Source organism: Pseudomonas sp. TH31, from assembly GCF_016650815.1.
GTDB lineage: Bacteria > Pseudomonadota > Gammaproteobacteria > Pseudomonadales > Pseudomonadaceae > Aquipseudomonas.
In genome coordinates this window covers 52,022-66,255 of the sequence record NZ_JAEKEZ010000001.1, presented here as the reverse complement: position 1 = coordinate 66,255, position 14,234 = coordinate 52,022, and the positions used below count along the sequence as shown (strand labels likewise).

The window sequence follows — 14,234 nt, the reverse complement described above, 5'->3', positions numbered from 1 at the left end:
TGAAGGTTAACTTTATAGATTTCTGCGTTTGCGGCAAATAACCCATTACAAAAAACTGACAAAGAAATCAAAGCATTGCCGCGTTGCACCGCAATAAATCGATGTGTAGATAACGCAGCCTCAGGCCAGGCGGGCGTCGAGTCTCAGCAGCAATTGCGCGCAGCGGTGCTGGTCGGTTTCTTCTTTGGCCAACAGCTCGGGCAATAGCTGCACCGCTCGCCGGGCGTCGAGAATGTAGACGCCGTCGTCATCACCGATGGCCAGGTCTCCCGGCCGCACCCGAACCTCGCCGATATGGATTGGCTGATTGACTTCGCCCTGGGCGCCAATGCCACGGGTGGTGTACGCACTGATTTCACGGCAAAACACTGGCAACCCATGACGACGCAAGGCGTTGACATCGGTGACCGCGCCCGACACCACCACCCCGGCCAGGCCCTTGATCAATCCGGCCAGGGTTCGCAGTTCACCCCAACAGCCGCACTCGTTGTCGCCCACGCATTCGATCACCAGCACATCGCCCGGCTGACTCAACAACAGCGCCTCACGCAGTATGCTGCCATCGGGTGGGAAGACTTTGACGGTGACCACGTTGCCGAGCATGCGGATGTCGTTGAACAGTGGCTTGATCCCGCGCAGGAAGCCACGGTCGGAAAAGTGGCCGATGGTCGACGATGGGATATCCCGATATGCGTTGAGCAACTCCGGGCTGGCAAGTTGCTGGCGGTCGGCAATCTCATAACTCATCGGCATTTCCCCGGACGTAGCAGTGGGCAGGTCGAACAGTATTCAGCGGGCTCGGTGGCCAGGTAGTAGAAGCAGCAGGTCCGCCGAAAGCGAATGCTGCGCTGCCCGTCGTCCACCCACGTCGGCGGTCGACGGAAATGGCTCAGCGGGTTGTAATCAAGGCCGAACAGCGCCGGTTCGGCTTGGGTCAGCAGCCACTGGAAATCCGCCTCACAGCGCTCGCGCACTGACGGGACTTCTATTTTTGCCATGCGTTTTTCATACAGCGAATACACGCGCACGGCGGTGTTTTCCCAGAGGATGCGCCGGGACACGCCAGTGACCCGGTTGAAGGTTTGCCACAACGGTTTCAGCAATCCGGCAAACAGCGCCTGCACCAGCGTTTCCCGCCAGGCCTCGCGCTCACCCGCCTCGTATGTCAGCGGTTTTCCATGAAGCAGCGGCATCGACGACGTCCACAACCCGTCATCGTGGCCGTATTCGATCACCGTGTTGTCCAGCGACAGCGCCAGCCCTTTGTCGTACACCGACATCGCGTACAAACAGGCGCCGGTCGCCAGAAACGACAAACGCTTGCCGAGCAGCGAAGCGGTGATCGCCGGGACGGCGAGCCGATCACCGGCCCCAATGCGTCCAGCAACTGCTCGCACACGTTCTCCTGCAACAAGTCCCGGGCCATCAGCGAACGCAACGGGTCGCGCTCGGCGCTGTCCTCGAGCCGCAATCCGCCGGACAGCACCGCCCACTCTGACGCCGTGAAATGGTCAGCCAGAGTCATTGCGGCAGTTCCCGGCCAAACGGAATGCACAGCGGCGTCCCAAAGAACGGATCGGGAATGATCCGGCAGTTGAGGTCGAACACGGTTTTGACCAATGCCTCGGTCAACACTTCGTCCGGCCGGCCTTGGGCAAACGCCGTCTGGTTGTGCACCGCGACCATGTGGTCGGCATAACGACACGCCAGGTTGAGGTCGTGCAGCACCATGATGATGGTTTTGTTTTCGAGCCGGTTAAGGTCGCGCAGCAGGTCCAGCACTTCGATCTGGTGCGCCAGGTCGAGGAACGTGGTCGGTTCGTCGAGCAGCACGATGCCGGTGTCCTGGGCCAGGGTCATGGCGATCCACGCACGCTGGCGTTGCCCGCCGGACAACGCGTCCACCGGTCGATCCGCCAGGGCCAGCAGACTGGTTTGCGCCAGCGCGCGGTTGACCATGGCTTCGTCTTGCGCCGACCACTGTTGCCTCCAGCTCTGATACGGATATCGACCCAACGCCACCAATTGCCGAACGGTAATGCCCTCCGGCGCACTCGGGGTCTGCGGCAAGATCGCCAGTTCACGAGCCACGGCAGCCGTGGATTTTTGCTGGATATCCACGCCGTTGAGAATCACCGAACCCTGCTGCGGTTTCAGCAGCCGGGCGAAGGATTTGAGCAAGGTGCTTTTGCCGCAGCCGTTGCTGCCAATCAATACCGAAATCTTGCCCTGGGGCAGCTGCATGTCCAGCGCGTCAATAATCACCTGGCGCTGATAACTCAGGGTCAGGCCGCGACTTGCAATCGACGTCATACGTTGAATTCCTTAATGACGTTGTTTAATCAACAAATAGAGAAAAAAGGGGGTGCCCAGCACCGCGACAAAAATCCCGGCCGGCAGATCCAGCGGCAAAAACAGCGTGCGCCCGGCCAGGTCGGCCAGCACCACCAGGTTCGCCCCGACCAATGCCGCCATCACGGCCTGACCGCCAAACCCCGGGGCCACCAGACGCTTGGCAATGTGCGGCGCAATCAGCCCGACAAACGCAATCGCCCCGCCCCAGGCAATCGCCGCACCGGCCAGCGCCACGCTGACCAGCAGCAACCCGGCGCGCAACCACTGCACACGCACGCCGATCCCCTGGGCGAGGCTGTCGTCCAGTTGTTGCACCATCACCTGACGGGCCAGAAACACCAGCAGCGGACAAATGCCCAACAACCAGGAACCCAACGCCAGCGGCTCGGGCCAACTGGCACCGTAGACGCTGCCGGTCAGCCAGACATAGGCCGACAGGGTGGTGGTCAGCGGGCTGAACACCAGGATGAAGGTGGTCGCGGCAGTCAACATCGCGGAGATGCCGACGCCGATCAACACCAGCCGCAGCGGTGAAGAGCCCTGCTTCCAGGCCAACAGATAGATCGCCAGTGCCGCCAGCCCGGCGCCGAGCATCGCCGCCAGCGGCAGATACTGTTGACCCAACGCCACCGAGAAAAACGACAGGTACAAAACCGCCGCCGCACTGGCGCCACTGGTAATGCCCAGCAGGTCCGGCGAGGCCAGCGGGTTGCGGATGATGCTTTGCAGAATCAGCCCGGACACCGACAACGCCGCCCCCACCAACGCCGCCAGCAGGAGGCGCGGAAAGCGCAGTTGCTCGACGATGAATGTCAGGCTCGCGTCCTGGTTCGACAGCAAGATCCGCAGCACTTCCAGCGGCGACAGCAGGACTTTGCCCAGCGACAGCGAGCCGAGCATGATCAGTGCGGTGACCATCACCGCCGCCAACAGTCGCCACAACGTCGCGACATTGATCCGCCGGGAAAACCCGCTACAACGCCAGGTCAGGACCTTATCCATAACGACCTCCACGTCGCGCCAGCAAGATGAAAAACGGCGCACCGAACAGCGCCGTCATCACGCCCACCGGAACCTCCTGGGGCAAAATCAATACCCGCGATAACGTGTCCGCCAGCAGCAGCAAAATCGCGCCGAGCAACGCACACCCCGGCAGCAACCAGCGATGGTCGATGGACAACCCCTTGCGCACCATGTGCGGCACCAGCAAACCGATAAAACCGATGCTCCCGGCCAGCGCCACCGCACTGCCCGCCAGGCAGACCACCAGCACGCTCATCAACAACCGGATCAACCCGGTTCGCTGACCCAGGCCGGTGGCAATCTCTTCCCCGGCGTTCAGCACATTGACTTGCCCCGCCAGCAACATCGCCCCGAACAACCCAAGCACGCCACACAGCAGCAACGGCGCGGCGACCGACAGGCTGCGCTCGGTCAACGAACCGGCCATCCAGAACAGCACCGTGTCCAGCCCGTCCTGATTGACCACCAGCAACGCCTGACTGAACGCGGAAAACAACGCCGCCATCGCCGCGCCCGCCAGCACGATGCGCAACGGGCTGAGGCTGCCCTGCCCCATGTTGCCGATCAGCCACACCAGCGAACCCGCCACCGCCGCGCCGATAAATGCGCACCACAGCCAGGCATCCGGAGATGACAGGGAGAACAGCGAGGAAAACAGAATGATGAAAAACGTCGCCCCGGCGTTGATTCCGAACAGCCCGGGGGACGCCAGCGGATTGCGGGTCAACGCCTGCATCAGGGCCCCCGCCACCGCCAGGCTCGCGCCCACGGCCATCGCCATCAACGTGCGCGACAGCCGCGTGGTCGTCACCAGCACATGGCTGATGCTCAACGGATCGGGATGCACAAACGCGGCTGCAACCTGCGACAACGGAATCCAGGTTGCCCCGACGGCCAGGCTCAACACGCAGCTCAGCAGCAACACGATTCCCGCACTCCACAACTTCAACGCATTGCTCATGAGGCAGTAACCCGTCGTGCCACGTCATCGAGCATCAAATTCGCCCCGAGCATGCCGCCCGACAGGCTCCAGGCCACGCCGTCGACCTGCCACACCTGACCTTGCCGAGGCGCACGCATTTGCAGCCACAGCGGATGCTGCACCAGGCTTTCATAATTTCGCTGCACTGCCGCTTTCTCCGCGTGCATAAAGACAAAGAAGATGTCGGCATTCACCACCGCAAGGCTTTCCTTGCTGGTGAGTTTGATCGAGACCCCGCTCGCCTCACGACTGGCTTCACTCCAGTCGAACCCCAATTCGGTGATGACGGAACCCGGGAAACTCGCCGGCAGATAACTGCGGATATGGTCCTCCCGGACATCCAGAATCGACACCGTGGGCGGCCAGCGCCCGGCGAACGTCTGCTGCAATTGCCCGCGCAGTTGCGCCACACGTTGCTGCCACTGGGCCAATACCTCAGCGGCCCGTTGCTGGCGGTACAAGGCAACGCCCATCAGCGCCAGGGTCTTTTTGAACTCGAACACTTCCTCCAGCATCACCACCGGGGCGATCTGTTTGAGCAACGGAGCGATGCGTTCGTGACGAAAGCGCGAGGCGATGATCACGTCCGGTTTCAGCAACGCGATGTCTTCCAGACTGGGCTGAGTCTCCAGCCCGACATGGGGCACCTGCGCCAGCGCCGAACGCAAATAGTGATAGGTGGGTTTCTCGCTCCACGAATCAACGATGCCGCACGGCGTGACGCCCAACGCCACGGCGCTGTCGGTGGCGCCCTGAAACAGGGGTATCACCCGCAGCGGCGCGGCGTCGGCCTGAGCCCACGCCGGCAAGGCAAACCTGAGTGCAACCACCCCCAGGGACAGGCGCAACAGCGTGCGCCTGGAGGGATGACATCGAGGATCAGTCTTCACGGTGCAACCGGTGGAAAGGATTGACCACCTGGCCTTTGCCAAACGGCATGCTGCCGGGGCCACCGGCCCGTTCGATCATGGGTGTGAGCAGCAATTTCTGCGGCCAGTGCGGTGCTTCGAACAATTGCTGTTTAATCATGCCCCGAGCTTCGGGGTCGAAGTCGATGGTGTCAATCAACTCGTTCAGCACCTCGCCCATCGCCGTCCACAAGGTGTTGGCCGGCAGCGCGTAAACCTGCGCCAGGGTATCGATGATCGCGCGGAAGTTGACCTGGATTCCGAGTGTCTGCAACCAGAACAGCAGGTCTTCTGGACGCTCGTGGTACAGCGTGTTCGCATGCCCCTTCTTCAGTCGGTACGCCGGATCAGCCAGGCCGTTTCGCTCCAGCCACGGCACAAAGATGCGCAACGAATCGTGATCGCGCAGCAGCAACCCCTGGGCATAACCGGCCTTCCAGACCAGCACCGCGTTCTGCCCGTGGATTTCCCCGAGCATGCCGATACGAAACATCCGCAGGTTGATCTCGAAGAAACTGTGGCTCAGCTCACGGAACAGCGTCATCACCGACGCGGCGTTGGCCGGCAGTTGCCGGCAGGCCATCCAGTCATCGAAGAAGTGCTGGTTGCTGCCGGGCAACGGCGTGCCGAGGGCGGCCATCGGTACCAGTCGGGTGTCCGGATCTTCCAGCAGCGCCGGCGGATAACCGCGAACCATGGCCGACAGGTGACGCGGCGCTTCGTCGAACAGCGTCGCGTCCGGCGGCATGAACGCCCACCACTTGGTTTCATCGCACAGGTGCAACTTCTCTTGCAGCGTTTCATCCTTGCCCAGCGCCTGACGCAGCAACTTTTCACTCAAGCCGCCGTTGATCATTTTCACGGCGGGCAAGTAGCGCGAGGCGCCCAGCGAATAGATCGCCATTGGCAACTTCAGGTAATCGGCGCTGTTGAAGCACGGGGTCATCGAACGCAATGACGAAGTCGCGAAGAAATCGCCGTCGGTGAAGTCCAGTCGATGGCAATCACCCCTGGTGAAGGCCTCACTCAGTTGTACGTCCAGCACATGTTCAAACTGCCACGGGTGCACCGGCAACGCGATGTGGCTATCGGTAAGGCCCCGTTGCTGCAACTCGTGTTGCAAGCCGGCCTGCAACGCGAATGGCAACAGGTACTGGGCAGGATAACTCTGCGCCAGGTCCGTCACGCCGTCGCCGCATTGCAGCAACGTGCGATCGATGGCGACCCAGTTCAGCGCCACTGGCCGGGCAAATTCCGCCTGATACTGCTGATATTCGGCGTCGTTCAAACCTTGCTTGGCTTTGGCCAACGGATGGTAGGGACGATCCCGCAGCGAGGCCCACTGTTCCATCGTCAGGAAAAAGTCTGCGTTGCTCTTCTCCAGCAAACGTTCGCTGTCAACCCGATGGGCCAGGGACAACTCGGTTTGCCGGACGCTGGTGCGCAACACATCGAGGAATAGCGCAAAGCCCTTTTCATTGTCCTGATAGCGGTCGGTCATCCCGGCCAATATTTGGGCCATGAACGCTTCCGGTGACAGCTCCGTCAGTTGTTCATTTTGTCGGTCAAATACCGGCGTGCCCGGGACTTTTTCCCATTGCTGCGTGATGCCGGGGCGCAGGGCGACAAAGATTGAACCCTGCCATTCCCAGATCCGCTGATCGGCGTTCAAGCCGCTAAACGGTTGATCAGCCGATGACGCTGGCGCCACCAGCTTCAGTGGTTCGGTCCCGAAAAAATGTTCGGCCAGCAAACAATCGACCAGATCCTGCATCACCCTGTCGGCGGCCATTGCGGTGAAGTTCATCCGATTATTTTCCTTCTGCTGAAGTGGCGGCCAATCTGGCCTGGAGGGCACGAAAAGCGATGCCTCGCTCGTCACCCAAAACAAAACTGTTTACGCCGCGATCCAACCAGCGTTCGTGATCACCCGGCTGGCGTGGAATCGCGCAATACGGCACGCCGGCGGCACTGGCTGCCTGCCAACTGGCGAGCAGCGCCTGCTGCACTTCGGGCCGGTCGATCTGCCAGGGCAAGCCCAGCGATTGCGATAAATCGGCGGCGCCTTCGAGGATCATGTCCAGGCCCGGTACGGCGGCGATTTCTGCTGCACGTCGCACGCCTTGCGCGCTTTCGATCATCGCCACGATCATGATTTGCTCGTTGGCCAGCCCGATGTATTGCGCCAGGCTGTGCTTGCCGAACGCACCGGGGCGTCCGGCATTCAGGCTGCGGTTGCCCAGCGGGTGGTATTTGCAGGCGCGAATGCTATCGGCCAACGGCTCGGGGCCTTCGATCATCGGCAACACGATGCCCTGGGCGCCGCCATCGAGCAGGCGCAGCAGGGTTTTCGGGTTGAAGTCCGCCACCCGCACCAGCGGCGTGATGGCGTAACTCTCGGCGGTGCGGATCATGTTCTCCACGGTTTGCGGGTTGATCAGTACGTGTTCCATATCGATGATCACGAAATCGAACCCGGCTTCGGCGATCAACTCGATGGCGGCCGGTGCCGGTATCGAGCTGATCAGGCCGTAGGCCGGCTCACCCTTTTGGAGTTTCTGCTTGAGCAGATTGGTCCTCAGCATGATTGCGGCCGGAACGCGTGCAGCGGATTGGGCACCGATTTGAACCGACGTTCGCCATCGCCCAGCAAGCGACGCTTGGTCAGCTCTTCGACTTCGTAGAACGGCGCAAACACATCAAACGCTTCATAGCGCGCGCGGTGTTGCGGGTGTTCGGTTTGGTAGCGGGTGATCACCTCGGCAGTCATCTGCCAGAACTCGAGTTCTGCCAGTTGATAGTGCTGGTGCAGGAAGATCGCCATTTCGGCCATGGCGATGAAGAAGAACGAATCGCAGGAGAAATCGCGCACCGCCTCCACGTCGTCGGTGAGGATGAACGAGTTGCGGTTGAGCTTGGCGTGGCTGGCGGGCAGCGGCACCAGGGTCGGGCTCAGCTCGGGGCGCCCGAGGTGCTGCGGCGAATAGCGCACACCGTCGTGGAAGTCTTTCAAGGCAATGCGCTGCGGCCAGCCCTGCTTGACGATCAGGACGATGTTCTGACCGTGGGACTCCATGCCGATGCCTTCGGCATAGAGCATGTGAATGATCGGCGACACCGCGACTTGCAGCAGTTGGCGGGTCCAGGCATGCAGGCCGTATTGCTTGATCCAGGCATCGATAAACGGCGCCTGCTCACCGCTGCCGTAGCGATTGTCCACCGAGCTCAAACCGTTGAACGGCACGGCTTGCTCATCGCTTTCCAGGTACTGGTGAATGCTTTCTCGCCATAGCGTGCCCAGGGTACCGTAGGCCTGGGACATACGCGTGGCGGGCAGGTGGTCGTAGTCGAAGCTGACGCCGACCACCTCGCCGAGAATCACAAAACCCAGGTCGCGGGCGGTGCTGTCGCTGCGGATCAACTGGTGCAGCCAATCGGTAATGATCGGGCCGTTCATCACCGTGTGCCGGGCCAGAATACGCGTGCTGGAGGTGTTGGTCATGCTCAACGCGAGCTTGACGTAAGGCCGCTGTTTTTCCGTGGAGTTGGCCAGGGTGCGGATCGATTGCTGCGCCTGGTAGCGATCCTCGGTGGTACCCAGATGGATCACCTCACCGCTGACCAGTTCCGGGTAGAACACCGGGACAATGACGTTTTCCCACTGCCAGGGGTGTACCGGCATCAGCCAGTAATCACCCAGCGACTGGCCTTGGTCGGCGAGGCTTTCAGCCAGCATCTGCCAGCGTTGAAGGCCGAACTCCTGCTGGATAAACCCGTCGAATTCCAGGTGCCGGGAGATGTTCATCGCCCCGCAGGTTTTCGCCACGGCCAGCCAGACAATGGCCACCGGTGCGGCAAACTCCGGCCCGTAACGGGCGTTGTCTTTCAGCGAAAAACCGATGCGCGACTTGTAGCAGGGGTGGTAGCTGTGGGCGTCCATGAAGTGCTGCTCCAGTGCATCGACGTCCAGTTGATACGGCGGCTTTTCGGCCTGATAACCCTGGCTGCGCGATTGCAGGTCCTTGAGCAGGGTTTGCTCCAGTTCTTGGGTGAAACGTGGCAGGTGCGGGCTGTCTTGAAGCTCGCTCAGCAGTTCGGCCAGCGCTTGATGCAGCCGTGGTTGGCTGTGCTTGCCCTGGGCGTCGACGCGCTCAAGGCTGGCGTAGTCGAGGCGGATCAGTTCGAAACTGGCGCTGAGCAAGCCACTGCAGTGATATTCAACGGCTTGTTGCCGGGCATCGAGGCCGCTGACGACAAAACGGTATTGGCTGCCCGCCAACGGTGAATGGCGGTACGGCAGCACGTTTTCGTAGAGCAGGGTTTGCAGCAATTGGCCGACCACCCGCTGTTCCACTTGTTGATAGCGTTGGGTATCGGCGGTGGCCAGCCAGACGCCTGGAGCCTGAAGTGTTGCCTGAGATGAGGTCGCCATTGTCATGCCTTGTCGATTAAAGAATTAACGAGGTTCGAGGGCCGAGGGCAATGCCTCGGCCGGCTCGTCGGATAGGTGAACGGGAAAACGCCAGGCGCAGGGCAGCGCCAGCAGAACCAAGACGCCGGTGGCCATGAACACTTCGCTGATCGCCCCCGAGTTGCCGGCGGAATAAACCCCGGCCCCCAGACGAAACTCGAGCCAGAGCGAGGCGATGACGATGGCCAGTGACGAGACGAGGCGGCGGGAAATGTTGTTCATCGCCGCGCCCTGGGTGACCATCGGTTCGGGCAAGGCATTGAGCCCGGCGGTGGTGATGGGGATGTAGGACATACCGAGCCCGGCACCGCGAACCATCATCAGGAAAAACACCACACCGATAGACGTGCCGGCCCCGAGCATCCCCAGGCCGAGCGTCGCGGCGCCGGTCAGCAGCAGCCCCCAGAGCACCACGCCCCGTGGCCCGTGCCGATCCAGCCATCTGCCGCCGATGTGCCCGAACAGGCTGGCAAACGCCGCCGTGCACAGCAGGGACAAACCGGTCCAGATCGCGCTGTAGCCCATCACCACCTGCACCAGCAGCGGCAGCAACACCAGGCACTCGAACATGCCGACCGACTGCACCACCGCGATGATCACGCTCAAGCGATAACCGCGCAGGGCGAAAATCCGCAGATTGAGCAGTGGCGACGTCCGCTTCAGTTCCAGTCGCACAAACGCGAACAGGCACAGAATCGCCGCCAGCAACATGCCGAGGTTGAACGGGTCGGTCAGGGCTTCGGCATGGCGCAGTCGACCTACTGCAACCATCAACAAACCCATACCTGCCGCAATCAGCAGATAACCCACCAGGTCAAACGGTTTGCGTTCGCAGGCTTCAGACACCGGCAGCACAGCCACGCCGAGAATCAACGCCACGATGCCGACCGGCACGTTCATCAGGAACAGCGAACGCCAGTCGAACCACTCCAGCATCAGGCTGCCGCACAACGGGCCCAACGCCGGCGCCAGCATCACCGCCGCGCCCCACAAGCCAGTCACCCGGCCGCGCTCGCCCTTGGCGTACACCGAGAAAATGATCGCCAGCGACAACGGGATCATCAGCCCGCTGGCAATGCCTTGCACCACACGAGCAGTAATCACCAACGCAATGGAGTTGGCGAAAGCGCCCATCAGCGAGCCGCAGACAAACAATGCCACGCCCCACAGATAGAGACGCTTGCGCCCTACCCGCTGGCTGAGAAAACTGGTGAGCGGCATGGTCATGCCCATGCTCACCATGAACGCAGCGACGATCCAGGTCGCCACCAGCGGCCCGATGTCGAAGGCACTCATGAACGCCGGCAATGCCGGGTTGAGCGAGCTGTTGCTGAGGCTGACGGTCAGGGTGCCCAACAGCACATTGACCACCACCAGCCAGCGCGGAACGGCAACCGTCAAACCCAAGATTCGGCTCCTGCAGCTTGTACGAATAGCTGCGGCGGTCGCGGATGGCAGAGGAAATCGGCGTGGGAGATGTTGTAGCCGTACGCCCCGGCCAGCGGCAGTACCAGCATGTCGCCGACTTCTACGCCGCTCAGCGGGCAATCGCGACTCAGCACATCCTTGGGCGTACAGAGTTGCCCAACCACCGTCCAGTTCTGTTCTTTCGCGCCCGGTATTGCGTGGAGCCTGGGCAGGTGAATGACCGGGTGATCGTGCCCCTGGGCCACCGGCAGGCGGAACTGATGGGTGCCACCGCGACAGACCAGGAAGTGCTTGCCGTGACTGGTTTTGCTGTCCAGCACTTCGATGGCGTAGTAGCCGCAATAAGCGCTGATGAAACGACCGGGCTCAAAGCGCACGATCGGCGCATCGGCACATGCCGCCAGGGATTCTCCCAGATGCGCACACAAGCGCTGCCAATCGAACTGCTGCGGGCCGAGGTAATTCACGCCGATGCCGCCGCCGACATTGAGGTGGGTGATCGCGGCAGGATCGGCCGACAACGCCTTCCATTGCGGCCAGCGCTCCAGGTACAGGTCGAGCAGTTGTTCGTGGCGTTCCACCAGCGACTGATGGGACATCGCATGCACATGGAAACCCTTGAGCCGCAGGTGGCTGGCGTTATCGACCCAGTTCACCGCCCGGCCAGCTCTGACTCGTCGATCCCGAACGGCGTGGCGGTGCCGGCCATCGCCAGTTTGCTCGACAGCGGCGACGGCAGTTGCGGGTTGATCCGCAGCAACACGTCCTGCACGCGCCCCGCTTCCAGCGCCAGCCGTTGCAGGCGGACGATTTCGTTCAGGCTTTCGATATGAATCGCTTCGACCTGGTTTTCCAGCGCCGAACGCAGATCGGAATCCAGTTTGCCGGGGCCGGAGAAGATGAACGGTTTGCGCGTCGGGCACGCCTGGAGGCGGTCAATCTCACCGCCCGAGGAAATCTCGAAACCGTGAACCAACGGCGCCACGGTAGCGAGGATTTGCGGCTCGCTGTTGGCCTTGATCGCGTAGTACAACTCCACGCCTTTGGGCAGGGCAGCCATCACCTGGGTGACGTGCTGTTTCAACGCGTCCAGGTCGTAGATGAAGAGGGCCAGTGGGTCTGTGTGTTGCGTTCGGGCGTCGTCGATGGCGGCCAGCACCGTTGCGGGCAACTTATCCATGCTTGGTCTCCTTGCCCCACGGGGACATCAAAGTGACGTAGCCGGCCTGGCGATCAGCCTTGGCCGCCAGGCGAACTTTCAGGTTGGTTTTGCAGGCAATCGGCTGACCGGCAATCAGCGCATCCAGCTCTGGCGCAGCACGGGTCAATTCGGCGCGGATGCTGATCAACTGCCGCTCGACCCGTTGCCACATCAACGGCGCCAGGTGCGGACGCTCCCAACTCAGGGCCAGCACCGCCTCGGACAGGTTGTTGACGAACAGGCAGTAGACGATGCGGTTCCAGCCCTGCTGACGGGAATAGAGCAGCGACTCACGGACCCGGGGATGGGCATCGGCGTCGATCCGCGAAGCACCCAGTTCCCCGGTCAGTTTTACCCCTTCGAAATCCCGCAGCAGCAAGCGTTGCGGGCGACCGTTGTCATGCACCAACACACTGTTTTGCAGGTGCGGTTCCATGACGATGCCGTGGTTGAAGAACAGCGCCAGCACCGGTCGCAGCAACAGCGCTTGATAGTCATCGAACCAGCTCAACAGCTGTTGATCGTGGATGTCGTCACCGTTGAAACGGGTCAGGAACTCATGGACCAAGGGTCGCAGATGCAGGCCTCGGGCGAACAGCGTGCCGGCCATGATGCTGCAGTCGGTGCCGGTGTCGAGGCAGAAGTTCTCCCGCAGGATCGCCCCGGTCTGTTCGCGGAACCAGTGGCTATCGGCTTCGCTGGCCTGCGGCGGAGCCCAGCTCAACAGGCCCGGCTCGGCTACCACCGACAACCCGCCGAGGGTCTCGGGCTGGGTCAGTTGCAGGTTGCGAAAAATGCGGTCGATCATCAGCGCACTTTCCAATTCGTACCAGGCGTTCTTGCGCACGCAATTGGTGATGCGCACGTTCAGCGAGCCCTTGATGAAAAACTCATGGCCCTCGATGTACCAGGTGCGGATCGACGCCGTGGGGTTGGCCATCAAACCCGTCGCGCCAAGGTCGACGATGGCGGCGGATTTGAGCAGACGCTGCACCCGGCCGTCCTGCATGAACAACTGCGCCTGCACCGGGTGCATGCAGATCACCGCATGCCCTGGCCGGGCCTGCGCCTGATTGGCAAACCCGGCCAGTACCTGGGCTTTGCTCAAGCCGTTGGCGCCGACGCTCAAGCCTTCCAGCGGCACTTCGAACAGATGCAGCGCGGTGCGCGCCTGGAATTCCGGGGCATAGGTTTCCTGGGCCAGATGCGCAGGCCACAGCCGCGCCTTGGGTGCCGGGTGGTTCGGGTGACCAAACCACAAGCCCTGCTCGCTCGCCAGGTAACCGCTGAGCGGGTCCGCGTCCATCGGGGTGTTGTGGCCGACGATGGCGGCAGTCAGTAACTGGCTTTGCAGCACCTGATCGAGCAACTCGTCGTTGCTGGCGCGGGTCATGTGTTCGCAAGCCGCGAGCAACTGCTCGACGAACTCGGCAAACCTGAGGCTCGACCAGTCGCCTTCACCGTGCCGGGCATAAACGTCCGACAGATAGCGGTGGCTGCCGAGACCATCACGACGGTCGACCATTACAAAGAACTGCTGCTGGTTGGGCAATTTGATGGTCAGGGGAATACCCTTCCATTCCAGGCCCTCAAGGTAACTGCCCGGGGCGATGCCTTGCATCTGCGCCGGCCAACTGTAACTGAGGCAGTTTTCCGGCAAGGCGAACTCTTTGATCAAACAATTAAGCAACGCGTGCGACGTCGCCAACTCACTGACCCTACTCGGTAAAACACTGCGATCTGGATGATTCATGGGTGCTCCACAGTAGCCCGTGAGGTCACTGAATTCGTTATATCGCGAAAAAGTTAGTTGCTGGCTGACCGATTTATCGGGCGACAAAACCCCAGGTAATGACATCACTTCGC

10 protein-coding genes and 2 pseudogenes are annotated in these 14,234 nt (G+C 61.6%); all 12 read right to left on the bottom strand.

Annotated features, from left to right (window positions below; all coding sequences use genetic code 11):
• Nucleotides 1-120 precede the first annotated feature (120 nt).
• Nucleotides 121-753 (bottom strand): RraA family protein, encoded by a 633-nt coding sequence (locus JFV26_RS00320; RefSeq protein ID WP_201188697.1) that lies wholly within the window; start codon nucleotides 751-753, stop codon nucleotides 121-123.
• Nucleotides 744-1,525, bottom strand: a pseudogene (locus JFV26_RS00315) (IucA/IucC family C-terminal-domain containing protein). Before JFV26_RS00315 ends, JFV26_RS00320 begins: the two are co-directional and overlap by 10 nt.
• Complete coding sequence (locus JFV26_RS00310; protein ID WP_201188695.1) at nucleotides 1,522-2,313, bottom strand: ABC transporter ATP-binding protein; 792 nt, start codon at nucleotides 2,311-2,313, stop codon at nucleotides 1,522-1,524. The pseudogene JFV26_RS00315 and the gene JFV26_RS00310 overlap by 4 nt, the downstream one beginning before the upstream one ends.
• Nucleotides 2,314-2,325: 12 nt before the next feature.
• On the bottom strand, nucleotides 2,326-3,357 hold the full coding sequence (locus JFV26_RS00305) for a FecCD family ABC transporter permease (protein ID WP_201188693.1): 1,032 nt from the start codon (nucleotides 3,355-3,357) through the stop codon (nucleotides 2,326-2,328).
• A complete protein-coding gene (locus JFV26_RS00300) occupies nucleotides 3,350-4,339 on the bottom strand; it encodes a FecCD family ABC transporter permease (RefSeq protein WP_201188691.1) in 990 nt (329 codons plus the stop codon). Before JFV26_RS00300 ends, JFV26_RS00305 begins: the two co-directional genes overlap by 8 nt.
• Nucleotides 4,336-5,250: an ABC transporter substrate-binding protein gene (locus JFV26_RS00295; protein ID WP_201188689.1), complete on the bottom strand. Its 915-nt coding sequence runs from the start codon at nucleotides 5,248-5,250 to the stop codon at nucleotides 4,336-4,338. The genes JFV26_RS00300 and JFV26_RS00295 overlap by 4 nt, the downstream gene beginning before the upstream one ends.
• Nucleotides 5,240-7,075: an IucA/IucC family protein gene (locus JFV26_RS00290; RefSeq protein WP_201188687.1), complete on the bottom strand. Its 1,836-nt coding sequence runs from the start codon at nucleotides 7,073-7,075 to the stop codon at nucleotides 5,240-5,242. Before JFV26_RS00290 ends, JFV26_RS00295 begins: the two co-directional genes overlap by 11 nt.
• 4 nt (nucleotides 7,076-7,079) lie before the next feature.
• Nucleotides 7,080-7,853 carry an HpcH/HpaI aldolase family protein gene (locus JFV26_RS00285; RefSeq protein WP_201188685.1) on the bottom strand — a complete coding sequence of 258 codons (774 nt, stop codon included), beginning with the start codon at nucleotides 7,851-7,853 and terminating at the stop codon, nucleotides 7,080-7,082.
• Nucleotides 7,847-9,706 (bottom strand): IucA/IucC family protein, encoded by a 1,860-nt coding sequence (locus JFV26_RS00280; protein ID WP_201188683.1) that lies wholly within the window; start codon nucleotides 9,704-9,706, stop codon nucleotides 7,847-7,849. Before JFV26_RS00280 ends, JFV26_RS00285 begins: the two co-directional genes overlap by 7 nt.
• 18 nt (nucleotides 9,707-9,724) lie before the next feature.
• Complete coding sequence (locus JFV26_RS00275; protein ID WP_201189001.1) at nucleotides 9,725-11,140, bottom strand: DHA2 family efflux MFS transporter permease subunit; 1,416 nt, start codon at nucleotides 11,138-11,140, stop codon at nucleotides 9,725-9,727.
• Nucleotides 11,137-12,347, bottom strand: a pseudogene (locus JFV26_RS00270) (type III PLP-dependent enzyme). The gene JFV26_RS00275 and the pseudogene JFV26_RS00270 overlap by 4 nt, the downstream one beginning before the upstream one ends.
• On the bottom strand, nucleotides 12,340-14,121 hold the full coding sequence (locus tag JFV26_RS00265; RefSeq protein ID WP_201188681.1) for an IucA/IucC family protein: 1,782 nt from the start codon (nucleotides 14,119-14,121) through the stop codon (nucleotides 12,340-12,342). The pseudogene JFV26_RS00270 and the gene JFV26_RS00265 overlap by 8 nt, the downstream one beginning before the upstream one ends.
• Between the last annotated feature and the right edge of the window lie 113 nt (nucleotides 14,122-14,234).